General features: G+C 52.5%; 20 protein-coding genes and 1 tRNA gene. 10 read left to right on the forward strand and 11 right to left on the reverse strand.

Annotated features, from left to right (window positions below):
- Window positions 1-32: 32 nt before the first annotated feature.
- Together rpsN and SynA1528_RS09705 are read left to right on the forward strand one after the other, a co-directional pair.
- Complete coding sequence (gene rpsN / locus SynA1528_RS09700) at window positions 33-335, forward strand: 30S ribosomal protein S14 (RefSeq protein WP_186586580.1); 303 nt, start codon at window positions 33-35, stop codon at window positions 333-335.
- Window positions 336-454: 119 nt separating this feature from the next.
- A complete protein-coding gene (locus SynA1528_RS09705) occupies window positions 455-2,620 on the forward strand; it encodes a polyribonucleotide nucleotidyltransferase (RefSeq protein ID WP_186586581.1) in 2,166 nt (721 codons plus the stop codon).
- On the opposite strand, the gene SynA1528_RS09710 is transcribed toward SynA1528_RS09705, so the two are convergent.
- Window positions 2,621-3,538, reverse strand: coding sequence for a 3'(2'),5'-bisphosphate nucleotidase CysQ family protein (locus tag SynA1528_RS09710; protein ID WP_186586582.1), 918 nt, complete (start codon window positions 3,536-3,538; stop codon window positions 2,621-2,623).
- Between the two features lie 26 nt (window positions 3,539-3,564).
- On the opposite strand from SynA1528_RS09710, the gene rsmI reads away from it, so the two are divergent.
- Both rsmI and SynA1528_RS09720 read left to right on the forward strand, forming a co-directional pair.
- Window positions 3,565-4,422, forward strand: a complete 858-nt coding sequence (gene rsmI, locus SynA1528_RS09715; RefSeq protein ID WP_186586583.1) for a 16S rRNA (cytidine(1402)-2'-O)-methyltransferase — start codon at window positions 3,565-3,567, stop codon at window positions 4,420-4,422.
- Between the two features lie 19 nt (window positions 4,423-4,441).
- Entirely contained in the window at window positions 4,442-4,672 is a 231-nt protein-coding gene (locus tag SynA1528_RS09720) for a hypothetical protein (protein WP_186586584.1), read from the forward strand.
- A gap of 4 nt (window positions 4,673-4,676) precedes the next feature.
- On the opposite strand, the gene SynA1528_RS09725 is transcribed toward SynA1528_RS09720, so the two are convergent.
- Window positions 4,677-5,435, reverse strand: a complete 759-nt coding sequence (locus SynA1528_RS09725; RefSeq protein WP_186586585.1) for a helix-turn-helix domain-containing protein — start codon at window positions 5,433-5,435, stop codon at window positions 4,677-4,679.
- 62 nt (window positions 5,436-5,497) lie between these two features.
- On the opposite strand from SynA1528_RS09725, the gene SynA1528_RS09730 reads away from it, so the two are divergent.
- From SynA1528_RS09730 to SynA1528_RS09750, 5 genes are all read left to right on the forward strand, one after another.
- Window positions 5,498-5,571 (forward strand) — tRNA-Arg (locus tag SynA1528_RS09730).
- Window positions 5,572-5,921: 350 nt separating this feature from the next.
- Entirely contained in the window at window positions 5,922-6,365 is a 444-nt protein-coding gene (locus SynA1528_RS09735) for a hypothetical protein (RefSeq protein WP_186586586.1), read from the forward strand.
- 66 nt (window positions 6,366-6,431) lie between these two features.
- On the forward strand, window positions 6,432-6,917 hold the full coding sequence (locus SynA1528_RS09740) for a DUF6882 domain-containing protein (protein WP_353616611.1): 486 nt from the start codon (window positions 6,432-6,434) through the stop codon (window positions 6,915-6,917).
- A gap of 110 nt (window positions 6,918-7,027) precedes the next feature.
- Window positions 7,028-7,756, forward strand: coding sequence for an HNH endonuclease (locus SynA1528_RS09745; protein WP_186586588.1), 729 nt, complete (start codon window positions 7,028-7,030; stop codon window positions 7,754-7,756).
- 580 nt (window positions 7,757-8,336) lie between these two features.
- Entirely contained in the window at window positions 8,337-9,077 is a 741-nt protein-coding gene (locus SynA1528_RS09750; RefSeq protein ID WP_186586589.1) for a tetratricopeptide repeat protein, read from the forward strand.
- Window positions 9,078-9,425: 348 nt separating this feature from the next.
- Here the strand turns inward: SynA1528_RS09750 and SynA1528_RS09755 are convergent, their stop codons facing one another.
- From SynA1528_RS09755 to SynA1528_RS09780, 6 genes are all read right to left on the reverse strand, one after another.
- On the reverse strand, window positions 9,426-9,764 hold the full coding sequence (locus SynA1528_RS09755; RefSeq protein ID WP_186586590.1) for a hypothetical protein: 339 nt from the start codon (window positions 9,762-9,764) through the stop codon (window positions 9,426-9,428).
- 126 nt (window positions 9,765-9,890) lie between these two features.
- Complete coding sequence (locus SynA1528_RS09760) at window positions 9,891-13,364, reverse strand: AAA domain-containing protein (protein WP_186586591.1); 3,474 nt, start codon at window positions 13,362-13,364, stop codon at window positions 9,891-9,893.
- Between the two features lie 192 nt (window positions 13,365-13,556).
- On the reverse strand, window positions 13,557-15,059 hold the full coding sequence (locus SynA1528_RS09765; RefSeq protein ID WP_353616613.1) for a DUF3987 domain-containing protein: 1,503 nt from the start codon (window positions 15,057-15,059) through the stop codon (window positions 13,557-13,559).
- Window positions 15,049-16,023 (reverse strand): hypothetical protein, encoded by a 975-nt coding sequence (locus SynA1528_RS09770; RefSeq protein WP_186586593.1) that lies wholly within the window; start codon window positions 16,021-16,023, stop codon window positions 15,049-15,051. The genes SynA1528_RS09765 and SynA1528_RS09770 overlap by 11 nt, the downstream gene beginning before the upstream one ends.
- Window positions 16,024-16,112: 89 nt before the next feature.
- Window positions 16,113-16,343 (reverse strand): hypothetical protein, encoded by a 231-nt coding sequence (locus SynA1528_RS09775; RefSeq protein ID WP_186586594.1) that lies wholly within the window; start codon window positions 16,341-16,343, stop codon window positions 16,113-16,115.
- Window positions 16,344-16,647: 304 nt separating this feature from the next.
- A complete protein-coding gene (locus SynA1528_RS09780) occupies window positions 16,648-17,823 on the reverse strand; it encodes a site-specific integrase (protein WP_186586595.1) in 1,176 nt (391 codons plus the stop codon).
- A gap of 800 nt (window positions 17,824-18,623) precedes the next feature.
- On the opposite strand from SynA1528_RS09780, the gene SynA1528_RS09785 reads away from it, so the two are divergent.
- Complete coding sequence (locus SynA1528_RS09785) at window positions 18,624-18,800, forward strand: hypothetical protein (RefSeq protein WP_186588546.1); 177 nt, start codon at window positions 18,624-18,626, stop codon at window positions 18,798-18,800.
- A gap of 113 nt (window positions 18,801-18,913) precedes the next feature.
- On the opposite strand, the gene SynA1528_RS09790 is transcribed toward SynA1528_RS09785, so the two are convergent.
- The 3 genes from SynA1528_RS09790 to SynA1528_RS09800 form a co-directional block, all read right to left on the reverse strand.
- Window positions 18,914-19,015 (reverse strand): DUF4278 domain-containing protein, encoded by a 102-nt coding sequence (locus SynA1528_RS09790; RefSeq protein WP_186586596.1) that lies wholly within the window; start codon window positions 19,013-19,015, stop codon window positions 18,914-18,916.
- 681 nt (window positions 19,016-19,696) lie between these two features.
- Window positions 19,697-19,873 (reverse strand): hypothetical protein, encoded by a 177-nt coding sequence (locus SynA1528_RS09795; RefSeq protein WP_186586597.1) that lies wholly within the window; start codon window positions 19,871-19,873, stop codon window positions 19,697-19,699.
- Window positions 19,874-20,597: 724 nt separating this feature from the next.
- The gene (locus tag SynA1528_RS09800) at window positions 20,598-20,795 is read right to left on the reverse strand and encodes a hypothetical protein (protein ID WP_186586598.1); all 198 of its coding nucleotides are present in this window, start codon (window positions 20,793-20,795) and stop codon (window positions 20,598-20,600) included.
- Between the last annotated feature and the right edge of the window lie 90 nt (window positions 20,796-20,885).

The raw sequence follows: 20,885 nt of genomic DNA on the forward strand, positions 1-20,885 counted from the left end.
ACTGGTTCGTCCTATCGCTGCTCCAGAGCTGCATGGCCAAGAAGTCGATGATCGCCCGCGACGTCAAGCGCAAGAAGATGGCCGAGCGCTATGGGGCCAAGCGTGCAGCGCTGATGGCGGCGTTCAATGCAGCCGAGGATCCGATGGATCGTCTGGAGATTCACCGCAAGATTCAGGCGCTACCCCGCAACAGTGCCCCCAGCCGCATCCGCAACCGTTGCTGGGCCACAGGCAAACCCCGGGGTTATTACCGCGATTTCGGCCTGTGCCGCAATCAGTTCCGCGAGCGGGCACACAAAGGCGAGCTGCCCGGCGTGGTGAAGTCCAGCTGGTGAGATCCGCTTTGGACCCAACAGCCTGAATGGTTCTGCAAGGGGAGCTTCGGCTCCCCTTTTTTGATGCCCGGATGCGGTGAAATGTCAAACTATCCGTTGACAAGTGGACATAAACCGTCGTGCAAGGACAAACCCAGTCGATCTCCTTTGACGGACGTGAGATTCGACTGACCACCGGACGATTTGCCCCCCAGGCGGGCGGATCCGTTCTCGTTGAATGTGGCGATACCGCCGTCCTCGTGACCGCCACCCGCTCCAGCGGACGCGAAGGCATCGATTTTCTGCCTTTGATCTGTGATTACGAGGAGCGGCTGTACGCCGCAGGGCGGATCCCCGGCAGCTACCAACGCCGTGAAGGTCGGCCCCCTGAGCGCGCCACCCTCACAGCCCGTCTGATTGACCGGCCGATGCGGCCGTTGTTCCCTGGGTGGCTCCGGGATGACCTTCAGGTGGTGGCCACCTGTCTTTCTCTGGACGAACGGGTCCCGGCGGATGTGCTGGCGGTGACCGGTGCCTCCATTGCCACACTGCTGGCGGGCATCCCCTTCAACGGCCCGATGGCGGCCGTGCGGGTGGGCCTCCTCGGCGATGACTTCGTCCTCAATCCGAGCTACCGCGAGATGGAACGCGGGGATCTTGATCTGATCGTCGCCGGCACCCCGGAAGGTGTGGTGATGGTGGAGGCGGGAGGCAACCAGTTGCCCGAGCAGGATGTCATCGAGGCGATCGACTTCGGTTATGAAGCGATCTGCGAACTGATCAAAGCCCAGGAGCAACTGCTGAAGGATCTGGGTATCGAGCAGGTGAAGCCCGAGACGCCTCAACAGGACTCCACGTTGCCGGCTTACCTGGAGAAACAGTGCACCAAAGCCATCAGCGAGGTGCTCAAGAAATTCGAACAGACCAAGGACGAGCGTGACAAAGCCCTCGATGCCATCAAGGCTGAAGCCGCTGAAACCATCGCTGGGCTGAAGGAGGATGACGCCGTCCGTGTGGCGATCGCCTCCAATTCGAAGCTGCTCGGCAACAGCTTCAAGGCGCTGACCAAAACCCTGATGCGTCAGCAGATCCTCAAGGACGGCAAGCGGGTGGACGGTCGCGCCCTTGATGAGGTGCGTGCGATCAGTGCCATGGCTGGGGTGTTACCTCGACGGGTACACGGCTCAGGTTTGTTCCAGCGTGGTCTGACCCAGGTGCTCTCCACCGCCACCCTGGGCACCCCCAGCGATGCCCAGGAGATGGATGACCTCCATCCCAGCACCGAGAAGCTGTACTTGCACCACTACAACTTCCCGCCGTACTCCGTCGGCGAGACCCGGCCGATGCGCTCTCCTGGACGCCGTGAAATCGGCCATGGTGCCCTGGCTGAACGGGCCATCCTTCCTGTGCTTCCCGCCAAAGACACCTTCCCCTATGTGGTGCGGGTGGTGAGTGAGGTGCTCAGTTCCAATGGCTCCACGTCGATGGGATCCGTCTGCGGCAGCACCCTGTCGCTGATGGATGCCGGCGTGCCCCTCAAGGCACCGGTGAGCGGTGCCGCCATGGGCCTGATCAAGGAGGGCGACGACATCCGCATCCTCACCGACATCCAGGGCATTGAGGATTTCCTCGGCGACATGGACTTCAAGGTGGCCGGCAGCGAAAAGGGCATCACCGCCCTGCAGATGGACATGAAGGTCACCGGTCTGCCGGTGAAAACGATCGCCGAGGCGATCAATCAGGCCCGTCCAGCCCGTCTGCACATCCTTGAAAAGATGCTGGAGGCGATCGACACGCCCCGCGAGGGCCTCTCCCCCCATGCCCCGCGTCTGCTGAGCTTCCGGATCGATCCTGAGCTGATCGGCACAGTGATCGGCCCCGGCGGCCGCACGATCAAAGGCATCACTGAGCGCACCAACACCAAAATCGATATCGAGGACAGCGGCATTGTCACCATCGCCTCCCATGACGGAGCGGCGGCCGATGAAGCTCAGAAGATCATCGAAGGCCTCACCCGCAAAGTGAACGAGGGCGAGGTGTTCTCCGGATCGATCACGCGGATCATCCCCATCGGTGCTTTCGTCGAGATCCTTCCCGGCAAGGAAGGCATGATCCACATCTCCCAGCTGTCAGAAGCCCGGGTGGAGAAGGTGGAAGACGTTGTGAAGGTGGGTGACGAGGTCACCGTTCGCGTGCGCGAAATCGACAATCGCGGCCGGATCAATCTCACCCTCCGGGGCGTGCCCCAGAGCGGCGATGGCTCCGGGGACGAGCCTCAGCCCACCCCGGTGGCCCCCCTGAGCTGATCACACCTGAAAGCCGGGATCGATCTCGGCCATGGCCCGCGTCGCACGCTCTCCGAGCTCGGCGTGGGCTTTTCCATGGCTGGCGATCAGGCAACCGGCCTGACGGACATCACCTGTGTTGTACGTCAGGTTGGTCTGATCGGCGTGGGTGAACCGGCCTCCTGCCGCCAGCAACACCGCTTCCGGGGCCGCCATGTCCCAATCCTTGGGGGCACTGCGACCCGACAGGGACACGTAGAGGTCGGTCTCACCGCGCAGGATCGTGGCGACCTTGAAGCCAACGCTGCCAACCGCCTTGGATCCGCCGAGCTCGAGGGCGTCGATGAGCTTCACCAAGCGGTCGTCGCGGTGACTGCGGCTGGCCACGAGGATCAGATCCGACACCGCCGTGCGTGGGCTGAACCGCACGGGGGAACGCTGCCCTTGGCGGTCCTCACACCAGGCGCCTTCGCCAACGATGCCGATCCAGAGTTCGTCGGCCTCCGGCAGCAGCACCACCCCGATCACGGGCCGCTGACCCAGTACCAGAGCCAGGTGAACGGCATATTCCCCCGTGCCCTGCAGAAAATCCTTGGTGCCATCGAGGGGATCGAGAATCCAAAGCCACTCGGCCGGCACGGGTTGGCCTTCCGTGAGCTGGTCCTTGGCCGTCTCTTCACTGAGCAGGGTCCAGTCGGCCTTTGGGAACGCAGCTGACAGCCCATCCAGCAGCCATTGATTCACCGCCAGATCAGCTGCGGACACGGGGCCTTCTCCGCCGTCATCGACGCTCAGGGCTTTGGGGAACCCATGGGGCGGTTGCTCTCCCCGTGCGTAAGCCCGCAGGATGTCGGCGGCACCCCAGCTGAGGCGTCGGAGTTCCGACAACAGAGCGTCCTGGCTGACGCCGACGGGCAGAACGGCAGAGCTTGGCATCATGATCAGAACAGGCGCTGGCCATTGTGATGCAGCGGGATGAGCCTGCCTCCGGATGCCTGTATCTGGTGGGCACACCGATCGGTCATCTTGGTGACCTGTCTCCGCGGGCCAAGGCGGTGCTGGCTGGGGCGACCGTGATCGCCTGTGAAGACACGCGCCACAGCGGTCAGCTGCTCAGCACTCTTCAGGCCAAGGGACGAAAACTGTCCTTCCACCAGCACAACACCCGCACCCGTCTGCCGCAGCTGCTGCAGGCGCTGAGCGATGGCGACAGTGTGGCGGTGATCAGCGATGCCGGCCTTCCCGGCATCAGCGACCCAGGCGAGGAGCTGGCAGCGCAGGCCCGTTGCGCAGGCTTTGAGGTGATCTGCGTCCCTGGTCCTTGTGCCGCCACCACAGCCCTCGTCAGCAGTGGACTTCCCAGCGGTCGCTTCTGCTTCGAGGGATTCCTGCCGGTCAAAGGAAAGGAACGTCGACAGCGTCTGGAACAGATCGCCACAGAGCCGAGAACAACCGTGCTCTATGAAGCACCGCATCGGCTGCTGCCGCTCCTGCAAAGCCTGGCGGAGCACTGTGGTTCCGAACGCCCTCTGCAGGTGGCGCGGGAACTGACCAAGCGACACGAACAGCAGGTGGGACCCACCATTGCGGCTGCGCTGGATCACTTTCAGTCCCTGCGCCCCCAGGGGGAATTCACCCTTGTGCTCGGGGGCTGTCCAGAGCAAGCACCGTCAGAACCCGACGACCAGGAGCTGTTGGCACGGCTGCAGCAACGGATCGGTGAAGGGGCGAGCCCCAGTGATGCAGCTCGGCAACTTGCCATCGAAACCGGCATCAGTCGTCGACGCTTGTATTCCCTGCTTCACCAGGACCCGTCAGAATGAGGGCGTCCATCTGAGGTCGATGTTGTTGCGTCTCCGACTGATGCTGATCAGCCTGGGGGCAGGGACAGTGCTGTTGCTGCTGTTGTGCCTGGGGGCTCAGAACCTGAAGGACCGACACAGCATTCAGATTGGACCCGCACGATCGGTGCCGCTGCCCACAGGCTTCCTGGTGGGACTCTCGATGGTGATTGGTGTGGTCAGCGGCGGCAGTGCTGCTGCTGTGATGCTTCCCGAGCAACGCTGGGATTGATCAATCAGCCCTGAGCCTCTGCATCCAGCGCGATCAGGCTGCCATCCATGACCAGACGGGTGATCCCTCGCGCCAGCAAGTATTCGCTCGTGCGTTCGAACACGGCCGTGTCCGGCACTTTGATCACCCGCTGACTACGACCGCACTGGCGCTTGGCGGCTCGGGGATTGCCGTACAGAAGCAGGCCCTCACGGTCGAGCTCAGACTCCTCGAGGTGACCAAGCTCTGGGAAGTCGCGCAGCGGCCTGGCATCCAGCTCCACCACCTTGTCGACAAGCATGTAGACGCTGTTCGGCAGACACCCTGGTAGCAGCGGCTGCACCTCCACTGGAACCCGATCACTGAGATCAGCCACCCCCACCAAAGGCACAAGTTCAGTGAAGGTCTGGCTCGCTGCGGAGACATCGTCCTCCGTACTCCCTTCCTCGTCATTCACCTCATCGGTGTCTTCACCGAAGTCGTCGGCATCGTCCAATGCCAGTGTTGAAGCGCCCTCATCGTTGTCTTCGTCCTGCACCGCATCAACCGATGACTCCTCTTCCGCGGCAGGAGCAACCGTTGGCGTTGGTGTGATTGTTCCGGTCTTCTGGCGACTGGCCTTGAGAGCGGCATAGGCCTCTGGGGGCAGCAACGCCTTCACCGTGCGCGTCACGGTGTTTGGGCTGCAGCCAAAGGCCTCCGCAAGGGCAGCGGTGGACTCTCCCGCCTTGTAACGACCCACCAGGTCCTGCTTCTCGCTTTCGCTGAGACGACGTGGGGCCATCAATGTCGTTTAGGAGCCCTGAACTCTAGGAGCAGCCGGTGGCTGTCAGAATGGTTTTAGGAGCTCCCTTAGCTCAGCTGGATAGAGCAACTGCCTTCTAAGCAGTCGGTCGATGGTTCGAATCCATCAGGGGGCGTTAACAGTCATAACAATGGTTTTCAGCGATTTACTGGGAGCCGTTTTTTCTTGAAAACCAACATTTGTGCGCAGAATTGTGCGCAGATTTGACCCAAGCTCAACTACACGGGGAGTGGAGTTGCAATTTCCGCGCACTGATCGCAAGGAGCGGTACCTGCGCTGGGAGACGACTTATCACCAGCAAGGCCACTATTCAACGCTGCATCAGCAAGCTGTCGCCACACTGGGATGACGAACAGCTTGAAGCTGTTGTATCAATGTTCAAAGAGCACGGTCTACTTTGAGGTTTTACTGCTAACACGAAAATGAGACTTAGTACTACATTGTCAACAGAACACATCCCTCTCTATGGATTTTGATAAGCCACTTAATGTAGAACTCACTGGTGCCCTAAAAGATGGATACCTGGCAGGAGAAAAGGCCAGGCAGGCCGCTAAATCACAATACGATAAGTGGAGTCATCAGTTTTATAGGTGCTACGCATTTTTTCATGAAGAAGATAGAAAAAGAATTTCAAATCCATTTTGCTCGGTATTGCATAATTTGAGTTTCAACCCACTTCCTACAGAGGCATCGCCTGACCACGTTGGGGCATATGAAAATAAGTTTGTCTATCATTTGTATAACAAGCAAAATTATCATAAGGCAAGAACCGCTATTGAGCTTGTCAAGTCAAGTCGGAGTGGATTTGACTGCATCATTGAAAGGCATTATTCGACAGAAGATGTGATTTGTTTTAGAATTGAGGAGTATACGCAGAAACGTGTACGCGAAAAGAGAGTGTTTCTCTAACCCTTAAAAGTGTTTCACCTGCTAGCTGCAACTGTTGCCCTTTCTCTTGCTCTCCCAGCTACTGCAATGCCAATTAGCTTCGATCAATTTATAGAGCAGTCAGCGCTTGAGTTGAGCGAAAAGCAAGCTGCATTTAATTCAACGTTTCAGGCGGCCGTAGGCAACAACTCAAGGTATGAATACGATCTAGTCGAAGGGTGGATTAAGTTTGTAGACATTAAAACGAACAAGGAATTGCTTAAATACAAAATAGCTTCTGTAGGTTCATACAATACAATTCGTGGCACCTGGCAGTGGGCTTGGGCAAAAAAAGAACGCACAAAAGAAGAAATAACCTTACTCGTAAGGCAAATATCAATTCTAGCTCAGACTTTTCCTGACAATAAAGATCTATTCAACGCAAGTCCATTTAAAACAGATGAGTTCTATGGACAAGAAGTTTCAGGCGCTTTGCTTAAGCTTTTGGATGGACAAGCAATTTACAATGCAGCCGACAATGGAGAAGATAGTGAGTACTGGATTTACCTCGTCCTAGTTGAGCCAATTAACTAATGACAAGCAGAGCTTTGCAGCTGTCCCAATAAATCGCCGCTGATCACCATGGCAATCACCACCAAGCAGCAACGTCAGCAACGCCGCAGCGAGGCTCTAGAGGTAAAACCATGAAAGATCATTATTGGTATGTAGGTCTTGACAATGATGAATTTGCTAGACGATTTAGGTCGCGTTACAAAACACTCCCTAATGCTTTATTGGGTCAAGAGCTTTACGACAAAGTTGATGCTATGGAGGAAATTCACCTTCAACATCGTGGCAAATCAGAATTTGGTAGAGCCAAAATTGCCGAGCTGTGTGGATTTTGTGCGCAAAGAGAGGATGGAACCTTCAAGCGGCCTAATTACGTGGCTTTTAATATTGCTATTGCCCATATTTCAAGACAACAGCACGGCTACAGATCTTTGGGAAGGGAAGGCTATTTAGAATCAGATAATACTGTCATCGACGAGCGTGATATTGCATCAATGACCACTAAATACCGCCCCAGGACTGGTGGTTTTAAAGAATCTGTTATCAGTACTCACGGCTTAGAATGTCAAGTTTGTGGGATGAAGATCAAGCCCTTGATAGAAGCTGCACATATTGTTCCTGTGGCCTTGAATGGTGTGGATCATTTCAGCAATGGCATACCTCTTTGCCCTAACCACCATGCTGCTTTTGATCGATACCTATTTGCCTTTGATCCAGTTGATCAATCAGTGGTCTTTAAAGATGGCTTGAATTACTCGGTGCTTGGAATCACCAAGCCAAAGTTAGTGGCCAACGTCAGTACTGAAGCTTTGAAAATCCGGTATGACCTTTTTCAGGAGAGCAACTGTGGCGGAGTGAGCTGAACCCTTGTTTGGCGCCACAGAGACACATCGATTTTTTAGGGGCTGATCCATGGCCAGAACCAGCAGAGCTGAACGCCACAGACGCCGTGAATCAGCGTTGGCTCTAGTCAGTCAGGGAAAGGGTTTCAGCGACGTTGTGACCGCACAGATGTCGCAATGGGGGTGCTCACGTTCATCTGCCCAACGGGACTGTCGTTGGGCGCATGATCAGCTCCAACTGAGCATTGATTCACACGACGCTCAACACCTGATCTGCCACATAGCGACAAGCCTTCAACGCATCTCTCTAAAGGCCGAAGAGTCAGGCCAGTTCGCAGCTGCTGTCGGTGCCCAGAAGATGATTTACGAGCTTCTGCTGCGCCGGAAGCTTGACCATGAAGCTGACAAAGCCAGTCGTCCTGGCTGGGGCTATCGCCACGGCAACACCAGAGCCTGACAGTGAGTTAACAGCGCGCTTAAACGCGACAGCGCCCTGCTTGTGGTGCGTACTGGCCCGGGGCTTGGACACCCCGGGATTTCTTCTGCAATATCAGGACTGGCTTAAAATTGAGGAGCTGTTTCTTGATAAGTTTCGGGTTTTATGAATCGGCCTATCAGCATCTCATTAATGCTTGGACTTCTACTTCAGGCATGTGGGGCGTCGTCTTTTGTGCATTTGCGGATAGCCGAGGAAAGCTTGTATAAAAAAGGAAAAGAATCAATAGTGATCGAAGAATCGACTAAGGCATTAGATATCGAAGAAAGTGCAGAGGCTTATTACATGAGAGGGGTCGCTCATAATGATCTTGATAATTTCGCAAAGGCCCAGGAAGACTTGTCCAGCGCAATTAGAATGAATAGCAAAGTAGCTAAATATCACTACGTTCTAGGAAACAACTATGATGACCAGAATGAGTTCAAGTCAGCCATCAACTCTTATAGTCAAGCCATAGAAATCCAGCCTAAGCACATAAATGCCATTGGTAATAGGGCCCTTGCCAAGAGAAGTATTGGAGATTTGAATGGCGCGATTCAGGACTTCTCGATGGCTATAAACATCGATCCTATGCATGCAAATAATTTGCGTATGAGAGGCAATCTCAAATATCAATTAAATGATTTTAGCTCAGCGCTAGATGACTACAATAAGGCTGCTTCTATTGACTCTAAAATAGCGGATGAAAAAGCTTGGCGCTCCGATATTCATGCGGATGTCTTGTTTGACAGAGGGTATGCCCTGTTCAGACTTGAAAGAATAAGTGAGGCATGCAGTGACTGGGAAGAATCCCTTGCATTGGGAAATGATGATAGCTCAATACCCATTAAGTACTACTGCCAATAATGGTTTGATGATGTTGACTGCAACGGGTCCTTTCTCTTGCGCCCTTTGTGGGTCATCCGAAGGCGCGTTGATCCTTTAGACAGTGGTTGTCAAAATATTGGACATTTAGAGACACCAGGAGACAGGCAATGCAACTCATGAGTGTGAGTGCCGCTGCAAGGCACCTTGGATATAAAAGCCGTTCGCAGCTGTACAAGCTGATGAATGACGGCTGGCTAGATGCCCATGTGCATGTCCAGATGCCTAGTGGTCAGCGTTTGCTCGATGTTGATGGACTATATAAGACCTTGCAGGGCACATGTCAGTGGCGCGTCGATAGCGTTTTTTTAAGACCCGATTAGAGAGGGATCAATATTCGTAAAACGCATCCTCCTGGAAGTCTCTATATTCACTTGCGCCTACGCACAAAGGGTCATCGCATCCATATAGCTCAGCGACTTCATCAGGGCCAAGCTCTCTCCCATCTTGTGTGATTAGCAATAGGAGTGTGATCTCCTCCCATGTTTTATGGTGTTCTTCAAGTTCAGAACCGGCTTCATTAAATTCATGTTCCTCGAATTGTGGCTTGGGGTTTAAGTGTGGATAGAGTTCACTTGCGGCATTGTCATGCCAATAAAAGTCATAAAAATCTCCCTCTTTAAAGAAGAAAGTCTGGCCATGAAGAACAATAGAATCCAGACCCTTCATTGATGATTCAGTGGATTGAGTCATTAAATGCTTTCCAATGTTTGGGCCATGTCAATAACCAATAGAGTCATTCTCCGCTCCAATCCATACGAGTTTTGAATAATATCTCTTGAAAAGGGAAAGTCATCATCTTCGGGGGGCACGAGCTTTGCCATCGCAATGTAGATCTTCACAGGGAAAATAAAAGCCAAATCTACTTTTCGCATAAACCGTTCTCGAACCACATTTAGGGCATTTAGGATTTTCTGATTGTGCCCAATCGACCATCGATGAGGGCGCAACTGGTCCAGGAAGTGAAAGAGATTTAGCCAATTCGAGAGCTATTCCAGGCTGCCTTACCAGCAACATTGACTCAAGCGTAGAACCAGCAAATGAAAGTGGATTTAGAGAACCATACCAGGCCAAGTCATCATCAATGAGCACAGCTTTTTGGTGAAGCTTGTTCCTCTGCTCAACCACAACACCTCTATCTCTTATCAAGCGAACAAGATCAAATGATTTACTGGGATCAGACCTACCAAAGCTTCCATTTGTTTGATTGGTTGGCAGCACAAACTTTACCGTCACACCATCCTCAATAGGTTTTCGAAGGACAGTGAGAACCTCATCAACACGAGAAGGAGTGAAAAATCCAGAGAATATAACTATCGTATTTTTTGCCTCTTCAATGTTCTTATATAACAGGGGAAAGAACGACGTCTCATCCACCATTCCATCCTGAATAGAGGTCTTAGCGACCGAAATGTGATTTACAGAGAGTTGAGCCTCAATAGCGCCTAACTCGCTTTTATCTACAAGGGCTCTTGCATCAACGACACGTCCCTTCATCTGCATAGAAAAGAGCACCTCCCGTAAGAAAGAGTAGTTAGACAATTGCTTATCAAGAACATTCAGATCAGCCAAAACAACCAATGACTTCTTGGCACGACTTATTGCTACATTTAAATTCTTGGCACCTTCATCCTGCGGCTTAATTGAATTAATAAAAGGGGCCAGGAAGTTCGATTCAGACTGTGCAACTACAGTATCAAACACAAGAAGATCACGTTCGTCACCCTGGAATTGGTGCACAGTACCCACCGAGGTAATAACCTTTTGATCCTGTTCCGTAAGCAACTTAGAGAACAAGCGCGATTGAGCTGCGAAAGGTGTGCAATACCCTAAAGAAAGATTATTGGAATCAGCTACTTGTAGCAAAAGCTTTCTAGCGATATAAGCATGAAGAAGGTTTATCTTGCCGCCAGAAGCAGGCGTAGACGAAAACGAAAGCAAAGGCGAGGTGTCAATTAAAACAAGCTCCCCTAGCGAATCCAAAAGAGGATGGATAATGTTTATAGGATCAGACTTCAAACCCGAATGGAGCTGGTTGTTGTACATATAGCCGGATATGAGATTACATATCGAAGGCTGCATTCGATACTGAGTGTCTAGAAATCCCAAGTTTTTTGACAAGCCAGAACCAGACCTAACGTCATCCTCGATACCACATACCTCAAAGATACTCTTACCGAGAATATCCTTAATCAACTTGTTGTCAGTTTGACAAATTGGTGAGAGCTGAGAAAAATCACCGGACACTATCACTCGCTTTTTAGCAATTGATGCTGCAACAAATAGCATTGGGAGAGAGGCCATCGAGGCCTCATCAATGATCACATTATCGTAAAATCCAAGATCACCAAGGTTCATACATGTCTTAGCAAGGGTGGCACCAACAACAAAAGAATTTTCTATAATCGTCTGCTTAAGTGCCTGAAGAGATTCTTCAAGCTTTCTACATCTAGAATCAATATCTCCAACATCTGCTTTAATCTTTAAAACTCTTGCATTCAAAGAATCCCTATCAATACCGGAGAGCTGTCTAGAAACTTCAACATTACGAGTGGCAAGGTCTTCCGATAGATCTTTTAACCGCAGCAGCTTAGATCGATAGCCATCAAGGGTAGAATTTTTATGCAATATATCTTTCTCTAATGCATCTATCTGTCTTCTAAGAGTTTCGGGAGTTCTCCCGAAGACACCACCTAATCCACCTCGCCCCGAGCTTCTATCATTGTATTTTTGTCGAAGTTCATTGGCAGAATCTTCTAAAGATGATATCTCATCTCGTAGACTCTTTGCTAGAGCTTGAGTCTGCAAAAACTCTGATTTTGACCTCTGGATTTCAACTCCTACACGATCAAGCTCATCAAACAAAGAAGATTTATCTAACAAGTCACTACTTTGATCAATAAGGTGACTCTTTCTGGACAGAAGCTGGGCGATTTCCTCTTTAAATTCAAGTCCCAATTTCTCGGAGATACCCTCCACAGTCACTTGCTGTCGATGGTCTCTAATCAAGTCTTTATGACTAATATTGCCAATGCGAACAAACTTATTTTCATCAACATACGACCTTGAATCCTCGCGACAACATTTCAAGAAGACCTGATCAACTGCCATATTTGTATTTGAACAGATCAAGGTCTTCTCTCCCGCATCGCAAAGATTTTTAATTACAGAAGTAAGAGTCTGCGTTTTTCCTGTCCCTGGAGGGCCCCAAAGAATTGAAAAATTATAACTTAAAGCCTTTTCAATAAATGAGGCTTGAGAAGAATTCAGCTTCTCCAAATGAGAAGCCTTGATAGGTTCATCCAGTAATTGATATTGATTACTCAAAACGTTGGAAGCAAATTCAAGTAGCAATCCTTTCTTGGTCGACTTCTTATCCTTATCTCCCTTTCTTGAAATACCACATTCCCTCGCCAGCAAATCACGAATAAACATATCCATAGCGGTATCGTCAACGGATATGTCACCGCCGTTAAGGTGCTCACCCAAGTCCTCCTCTACTGTCAATGTCACTTCATTGCTAGAGGCGCCACTAATAGCAACAACTCGCCCATCTGTTTTTCCATTGGCAGTCCTCAAAACCACTGATGAACCAGGGAAAAGCTCGTCAGCTCGGGAAGACACATTTACAATGTATGCAATGGAGTCTTCTGCTGAAGTAAGAGCAACAACTTTCCTACCTTGTTGAAAGGAGATTGATTTAGAACTCTTCTTCTTCGAGTCAGATATTCGCTGGTTAAGTGCATGATAAAAACGCTCCGCCCAAGTCTTTCTAGAAATCTCAGAAACATCAAGCCCATCAACCGAACTTTCCTCTAAATTAAAAACCAAAGGATCGGGAGTATCCATAAGCTCTGGCCCAGATTTACGAATTTCATGGATTGATATTTCCTTTTTTTCTGGCAATGGATGCTTTTCAAGATAATTACTCTCGGCCTTTGGAATTAATGGATTATCAGCAGCAGGTTTTTTTTGAGCGGCATTATGGCCTAAATTCTTTTTGTGCCCTTCTTGCTTGTCTACTTGGTTCCGTTCCTCTCCTTCATGAAAACTAGCCGCTGTAGAGCCAGGGGCAGTAGCATTCCTTGAAAGTTGCTTTTCAATTTTCTTTTTGATTGTCGATAGTTTTCTCTCAGCTCTTCTACGTTTGGATATCTCCTCAAGAAGGAGCCGGAGTTTATTTGTATCAGCAGAGGCAAGTAGCTGCTCGGCCTGCTCAATGATTTCGTTGGTCCCAAGAGTTTTGTATGGCCTACTTGGTGATGCCACTCAGGAATGGGTCTTTCTTGTAACCATCTTCGCTGAAAGAGTTTCGAGTGCGCATCCCACCTTTGACAAGGCTTGACATTACTGGTGTCACCCCGAACCAACTGCGCTGCAACTGATCCGGGGGAATCTGACAAGAAAACAAGGATTCAGCACCGCTCACAACAGTGGGTGTTGCAAGCGGTGGGAGCAGTGTCAAAACCGTCGTTTCTTTGAAACTGACTGCGCTGCAATCGATTCCAGCTGACAGACGGGTTGTTTTTTGCTGTTAGTGCTGTCACCAGGCATTGGCCGCAGTGACCTGTAGGTCAGCGAGCTGGTGTCCTCAACAACTTCGCCGTAACCGTGATCGCAGAGCATCTCCACGCAGGCAGCAAAGTCCTTGGTTTTGTAGGTGCGCCCACCCTTCCACGTCGCTTTGGCGTGGGAGAGCTTGTAGGTCACCTCACCAAGCTCCTGGCTAACGGAGTTGATGTGCTGCATGTACCGCAGCGCCCTGTCAGCAGACTGGTTGTGGAACAGCTCTGTCTCTTGGAGACATTGATCAACGATTGCCGCTGCCTGACGCATCAGATCAACGCTGATCTCTTGATCTTCACCAACCCACAGCATGTGCAGGTTGCCCGCAAGCCGAAGCGCATGGGCACCAGCTTTGCCCCACATCGCTGAAATCACCTTTGGCGTTGATGGATCAATCGCCTTGAGATTCCGGGGCATAAACCAGCGGTTGTAGAAACGGCGGGCTTCCGCTGAGAGCTTGTATACGCGTGGTGGTGATTTGTGGAAGCGGTCGGCGTATTTAGCCAGCACCTTGCGGGCTTCATGCAACGCGGCTTCCTCTTCTGGGGTTTCATCCTCATCACGCAGGTTGAGCCCAACCAGCGGCACCTTCACGCAGAGCAATCGTGCAAATTTGCCGGTGGCATCTTTGCCATTGATCAGCTCTGTCAAAGCATCCGGCTGGATGTTGCCGAACACCGAAACCATGCTGCCGTCGTAATGGCGAGCACCAGCAACAACGCCGTAGCTGGTGTTGCCACCACCATCGAACAGCTCCAGAAACTGCCCTTCAGCAGTGCCGCGCCCACGCTTGGTGTCAGCGTCCATTGCCCTTAGCAAGGCGCTGAACTCTTCACGCTTGATCAGCGCACCAAGGCGTTTTGCCTCGTAGTGAGGGAGCCAAACATCAAGAGCTTCAGGCGTGTACTGCTTGATGTGTGGGTACAGCGGAAGCGGCTTAGGTGGCCTGTCTTCCTTTTTCTTGATGGCCTTGCAGTCGTGTTCCCACTGCACAACCATGCGCTCGTGATGCTCTTTGGCATCAAGGCGAATGTGGGCTGATGGGGCATCAATCAGCTTGGTGGTGTGACCTGTCTTGGACAAACCAGTAGGGCCTACAGAGGCGATAAACAGGTTCATCGGCACGCTGTACCGGGCGCTGCATTTGACGCGGTTGCCGAGCTTCAACAGTCCGGCACAACCAACCAAAAAGATCAGCGTTGCCGTTAGGGCGTCAGCTGGATCTTCCTGGTTGATCAGCTCAACAGCAGCAGCCAGATCGGGTGGCAGCAGGTTGTCGTAGGTAAAGGCATCCCTACCAGCAGCCAACTCAATGACCCTGGATGCACCTTCAACGCCCTCTTCAGACATAGTGATTTCATTGCGGTCAACAGCCGCCTGAATTGCCTCAGTCGTCATGACGACGCCTCCAACCGTTATTGATGGCGTGGTGAAAAAGCGTTGCTGCCGTGATCTGAGCGCCACCACTGCGCACGATCTGGCTGATGTCCCAACCGCACTGCTTTGAAGGCGACCATGCCTCCAGCAGATCAACAGCGGTTTCATCGCTGTAACCGGCTTGATGGCAGGCATCCACAACTGCCCAGCAGATGTTGCGGTGCTGGTTGTAGTTGCCTTGCCCAGCTACACGTCGCGGGATGGCAGACAGTGCTTCGCCGATCTCAGAGAGGGTGCTGTCTGGCCCGGAATAAACCTTCCGTGGACGTTCAATTGGCGGAGGTAAAGGCGGCAGCGACTCTTCAAACAGCTCAACGGGATAACGCTTGAAGCAGCCGGGCTTGATGACTGATGGCCAGCCAACTTTCAAGTCCTGGCTGATGTACCAACCACCAGGCAGGCGCATCAGACGGCTTGGATCCTTGATTGCTGTGTCGCTATTGCAGTGCTTGATCAACCGCTGCATCAACGGACGCCAGCGTTGAACTGAGATCGGCTGCTCCAGCGTCCAGAAGCTGTGGACTGATTTGCCACCGGTTGCGACGCAAACCGTTGGATCAGGCAGACCAACCTCTGCTGGCCTAGCGAACTGTTGCCGCATGGGAATGTCGTCCCACTCAACAAACAGCGACTGACAGCTGGTTATGTCGGCGGCTTTGTCGCCACCAAGGTTTGGCACGGCGTAAAGGCCGTAGCCCTTGGCTTGAGCAAGCGGGAAGTCTTGCCAGTCATCTTTGAGCCAACCGCTGTAAGCCCTGCCATTGCCACGCGGTAGTGCCCGGTAGCGGACATCAGCAGGATCACGGTTGAGGTAATGGCACCACCTTTCAGCCTGTTGCCAGTCGAAAGGGAAAAAATGCGCACCAAACTGCGCACAATCCTTACCCGAGGGCCACCAATCTTCAGGCTCCGGCCAGCATGTCACCGGAGTTACCAACTGCTGAAATAGCAGTGGGTCACCTAAACTGGGTTCAATCCACGGACCCAGGTCGGAGCTAATTGTTCCGGCCATTTTTATGCCTGCTCTTGACGACGGAGCATTCCAAGCCGGTGAAACTTTTCACGGCAGCGATCAACATCCCAAGTAATTGGGCTGGTCTTGTGTTGGCCAAGGAAATAATCCTCACCACCAATCAATGGACCACCTTTGGTGTCCATTTGGCGTTTTAGGTGGCCTTGGCTGATTGCCATCACGTTGGCAGCATCAACCGTCTTCAAAACCAATCGTGGCTTCGTTAATTCCATTGGAATCAGAGGAATACAGAACTGTTTGCGGATTGCAGAGCTGCTATTCCTGACCCCACCGGCGTAACCGGTGACTCACACAGTTGAAATCGGGGGTGGAACCTCCCGATAGCCCGGTCAGTGTTTCGCCGTAGACGGAACTGAATTGCAAAGCGACTTGATTGCCGCTGATCAATATTTACAGGATGTCGCAACCGATTGCAACTGAATTACCACCATAGATGGTGTCAACGATCCAAATCTGGCCTTTTTCGGGCCTTTTCAACACTATTTCTGGGTTTATCAACGGGGCCTGTGGACAAACTCAGGGGGCAGGGATGGTGGACACACCAGCGTTCGTTTTGGCCAAAGCTGCATCCATTGATTCGCGATCAAGCCAGTGGCCGTAATGCTTTAGATGCGTCAAAAGCGAATGCCGCAGCCACTTTGCGGCCACCCGTTCGTGCATGTGATTCTCAGATTCAATGTGAGCCCTGAAGGCCCAGGCGTGCCTCAAGCTGTTCGCCGTGACATCGGGGTTGCCTGCCTTGATTACGTCACACCAGTAAGGAAAACGATTCAGCTGCTGACCAACCTCAGCGCCAACACCTTGAAAACTATTTTTCTCGCTGATCATGGCGATCTGATTTCTGACAGCCTTGGGCAACCGCACCAATCCTGATTCGAAGGCAGCCAACATCTGCTGCGCTTCACCAGCAGGACGACCAGCAATTGCAAGCGGCATCACTGGATCAGGTGCCTTAGCTGGTTTGAACATGTTGCGGTGGTTCCGCTTGATGTGGCCGATGGTTGCCTGACCATCTTTGACCTGCAAAACGGAAACTTCACCAGGCCGCAAACCCAGATAACTGATCAATCCAACGCAAAGCTTGAGGTCGTGCCGACCTGCCTCTTCCAAAGCATCCAACAGGTCACTGATCTGATGGCTCTTCAACGGTGGCGTTGCCTTGGCAGCTTCAACCTCAGCTGTTGCCGTACCAACCAGCTCACGCATCAGTTCCGTATCTGCTGCACCTGATGGAGGCACAAACCGCGCAGGCAGCATTTGACGATTAGTTGCCCACTTCAGAAACGCCACGCAGTCCTTCAGCGCCCTGGCACGCCCAGTGCCACCTGCAGCGACAACAGCGTTGCCATCAGCGTCATAGAAGTGCTGAGCGGCGTAAGCCCTCAAAGCAGCTTCAGCGTTGCGTGGTTTTGGAGCCGTGCCAACGGTGTTCAGGAGCTTCTGCAGCCGTGCAGAGGTCCACTTAATGGTGTTGGGCCTGCAGCCGCTTTTCGTCGCCATAAAGGCTTCAAGGGCTGTCTTCCATGCCTTCTCACCTGACCTAACGGTTGCGGCTGCTTGCTTTGGATCAGCAAGGGAATCGCCGTACTGCTTAACCGCTTTTTTGAGGGGCAGGTTCTGCTGCTCCATCAGGTTTCTGATGGCAGTGACCCAGTTCAAGATTGGTGTGCCGGAGTCCTTGCGCCAGGGCAACGGCAGGTATGCCGAAGATCTGCTGTCGTCTTCAAACCGGCGGGTCAATTGCACCGTGCCTCGGTGGTCACGAATGGACCAGCCAAAGCCGTGTTCAGCTTTCAGCTGCCTTCTGACGGTGACGAACCACTGTTCTCGCTTTGCGGGCATGACCGACTGCCTAGGGGCAGCTGCTCGGGTCTGTGCGCAGAATTGTGCGCAGAATGGTTGCAACAGTCAAGAACGGGTTGCAACTTCTGTGCGCATGGCCTGACAGCTAGCCCAGTTACACCAATAGGTTTTTCCAGTGATTACGAGAATTTGACCCCGTTACCAGCACCTACTGACCAATTACCTTCTAAGCAGTCGGCCGTAGGTTCAAATCCTACAGGGGGCGCTAGTTATACCAACGGTTCTCAGCCAAAGCTGGGGGCCGTTTTTTCTTAAATGTCACTTTTGGCACTCCAGACGGTACTCCGAAAAAATCAACGGCGATGGACTGGATACGCGTGAGATCCCAGTCCACACAGGAGGTTTAGTTCCCTGAAGGCTGCAACGCATGCACCTGAGTTGCCTTTCTCCAAACCTTTCGCTGCTGCCGCATGCAACCAGTGAATCGAAAGCGCCAACAGCTCCTTTCGATCTACGGAAACTTGGTCAACGTCATCGTGAATTAACTGCCAACTGAGACGTAGAAGCCGGTATGCCGTTCTTGCAGAGACGTGCCACCCCTAACCACTAGCTTTTCTTGCGCCTCGTGGAAGCTGCGGTCCTTGCTAGGCATTTATATGGTCTAAGCAGCTGTCCCCAGTCCTTGAAGCATGGGTACGAAAACCAAAACCACCGGCCCGATCGCTAGGGCTATTGCATGGGACAGGACCTTCCACAAAATGGTGCGAAAGCGTTTGGGCCTCAGCAAGTACCAGTACTTGACCCTGACCTTTGCCAAAGGTCTGGTGGTCGGCTATGTGCTGGCGTTTCTGTTCCACCACCACTAAATCCGCTGCCATCGTTAGCGCATGAAACCCCTTGATCGACTCGGCAACTGAGGCGGCCAAAAAGAAACCCCCGCCAAAGGCAGGGGTTTTTGGATCTTCTGATTAAGCCTGAATCACTTGGCGTATGAAACGCCGCGATAGGTCAGAGCAGGCTTGTTAGAGGCGCCAGCCATTTTCTGCTGGTCGTACTTCTGGCCGCGATAGGTCAGGGTCATTTGAGGTTCCTCAGAAATCCAGGTCCCCGTTCCTTGGCCTGGTGATCTGCGCCTTGCAGAAGCAAGGTGAACGTTGTCAGTAGCGGTTGCTACAACTCCTTTACAGAGGGGGCGTCAACACCCTTGTCGTTCAGGCGGATACATATCGTGCTTTTGGCTCGCCCTGCTCAGTGGCTTGCGCAAAAAGAAACCCCGGAGAGATCCCCGAGGTCAAAAATCCTTTCGGCTGATCCCCATCATCCGGCCGGACCCGATAAAGCTAACCTCATTGGACTCATTTGTGCCACGAGGAACTGATTTCCTCAATTGTGTATTGAAGTTCTGTTCCGACTTTGATGACACTATATGTGGGGCTAGTCAGCGCGAGGATGCTGCGCCATATTTGGATCTCCCCCATCACCCTGCCCGTTGTGCAAGTCACACCGGGTTTTTTTGTGCCCTAAAGCACTAGGGATGGTGCCATGAGCGGCCATTGCGGTCCAAAGACACAGCTTGGATCCACTGACCCTGTGGATAACTGAGGTCAAAAAGAAACCCCCGCCAAAGGCAGGGGCTCCGAAACCTCACGGGGGTGTGACCTTGTTTCCAACCCGTGAAGTTTTCCCTCACAACTGAACTGTAAGCGTCCCAACTGTCACTGTGCCAGTTGGGCGGGGACAGCTTGTGGCTTGTCCTAAGCCATCAAGCCTCGGCTTCTTTCTTGTTGGTCTGATTGTTGTCGATCTGCTCGGAGGCTCCTTCGGCAGACTTGCTGTACGAGCAACCGCCAGCATTGGCGATGTTGGCGAAGGCAGCCATGACCATGATCGCGATGATCACAGTGCCACCAAAGAAGGCAATGTTCGGATGACGGTTCACAAGAGATAGTCAAGGGTCTGTGGACCCTATCGACTCAATTCGGATCCTGGGAACGATGTGAGCAACAACGTCGGCGTTGATCGAGGGGAAACGGCACTCGGCTTGTCATGGCCATGCTCAAGCAAAAAAAGGGAGAAGGCCCCTCAGCCCACTCCCCTGACGCATCCGAGGCAATGCCTCAATACCGTTCACTACATCCATGCAGCTCGTCCGGTAGCCCCGCGAACCTGAGTAGCCATTGATAGGTATTACAACTTATGTGGGAATCTTTCTCATCCAACCGATGATGAAGATGGAGCGATCACTACGGCAACGCCCTGGGAGATGAAAGCCAGCGGGTTCCCTCACCCGCTTCTCCCTAAAGACCTTTGGAACATTTTTGTTATTAGGTCAGGGAAATAACCAACTCCTAGCCGGCTCCTGGGGCCCAACCAGCCCCAGCACGCCACCCTTCCAGCCCTGCAGCTTACTTTCGTCGAAGAAATCCCAGTCCTCCATCGCCCATGGCCGCTAGTACACAAGCACTAGACTCGATGCAGGATTTTGTGCAACTACCTGCAAAGCTGCGCGCAATCTTGCGTGCAGACAGCAGAAATTCGCTGAGATCGACTGCCACCACTAGCTTTGCTAGAATGCAGTCTAGGGGGCGTCAATTCATGCAGATCTTGCGCAGGGCTCCCACAACAAACCTCAACGATCGTTGATTCCATTCTGATCGGGTCGATCAGAGCGGATTCTTCACCACCGCATCGCCCGTCATCTGGCAAAAAAAAGAGGTCAGGCCCCTCAGCCCTCCCTCCCATCGCTGGACGCATTCAAGGCAAAAATTGCCTTCCAGATCACCATGGCTCAACGACTGCCCAACCAAGCACAGTGACATTTCATCCATCCAGATGCTTTCATTCGAGGTGATGATGGTCATCAGTATGGGGACTCCAGCCCGCTTGCTTCCTCTTCACTGCCATGGGTTATGGCCAAACTTCTTCGACTCGCCCTCACAACATCTGCATCG

Source organism: Synechococcus sp. A15-28 (assembly GCF_014280175.1).
In the GTDB taxonomy this organism is placed as follows: Bacteria; Cyanobacteriota; Cyanobacteriia; order PCC-6307; family Cyanobiaceae; genus Parasynechococcus.

Excerpts from the sequence above, each read along its gene's own strand:
- rpsN (WP_186586580.1), top strand. The coding sequence starts at position 33 with ATGGCCAAGAAGTCGATGATCGCCCGCGACGTCAAGCGCAAGAAGATG.
- SynA1528_RS09710 (WP_186586582.1), bottom strand. The coding sequence starts at position 3,538 with ATGATGCCAAGCTCTGCCGTTCTGCCCGTCGGCGTCAGCCAGGACGCT.
- rsmI (WP_186586583.1), top strand. The coding sequence starts at position 3,565 with ATGCAGCGGGATGAGCCTGCCTCCGGATGCCTGTATCTGGTGGGCACA.
- SynA1528_RS09720 (WP_186586584.1), top strand. The coding sequence starts at position 4,442 with ATGTTGTTGCGTCTCCGACTGATGCTGATCAGCCTGGGGGCAGGGACA.
- SynA1528_RS09725 (WP_186586585.1), bottom strand. The coding sequence starts at position 5,435 with ATGGCCCCACGTCGTCTCAGCGAAAGCGAGAAGCAGGACCTGGTGGGT.
- SynA1528_RS09735 (WP_186586586.1), top strand. The coding sequence starts at position 5,922 with ATGGATTTTGATAAGCCACTTAATGTAGAACTCACTGGTGCCCTAAAA.
- SynA1528_RS09740 (WP_353616611.1), top strand. The coding sequence starts at position 6,432 with ATGCCAATTAGCTTCGATCAATTTATAGAGCAGTCAGCGCTTGAGTTG.
- SynA1528_RS09745 (WP_186586588.1), top strand. The coding sequence starts at position 7,028 with ATGAAAGATCATTATTGGTATGTAGGTCTTGACAATGATGAATTTGCT.
- SynA1528_RS09750 (WP_186586589.1), top strand. The coding sequence starts at position 8,337 with ATGAATCGGCCTATCAGCATCTCATTAATGCTTGGACTTCTACTTCAG.
- SynA1528_RS09755 (WP_186586590.1), bottom strand. The coding sequence starts at position 9,764 with ATGAAGGGTCTGGATTCTATTGTTCTTCATGGCCAGACTTTCTTCTTT.
- SynA1528_RS09765 (WP_353616613.1), bottom strand. The coding sequence starts at position 15,059 with ATGACGACTGAGGCAATTCAGGCGGCTGTTGACCGCAATGAAATCACT.
- SynA1528_RS09775 (WP_186586594.1), bottom strand. The coding sequence starts at position 16,343 with ATGGAATTAACGAAGCCACGATTGGTTTTGAAGACGGTTGATGCTGCC.
- SynA1528_RS09785 (WP_186588546.1), top strand. The coding sequence starts at position 18,624 with ATGGGTACGAAAACCAAAACCACCGGCCCGATCGCTAGGGCTATTGCA.
- SynA1528_RS09790 (WP_186586596.1), bottom strand. The coding sequence starts at position 19,015 with ATGACCCTGACCTATCGCGGCCAGAAGTACGACCAGCAGAAAATGGCT.
- SynA1528_RS09800 (WP_186586598.1), bottom strand. The coding sequence starts at position 20,795 with ATGACCATCATCACCTCGAATGAAAGCATCTGGATGGATGAAATGTCA.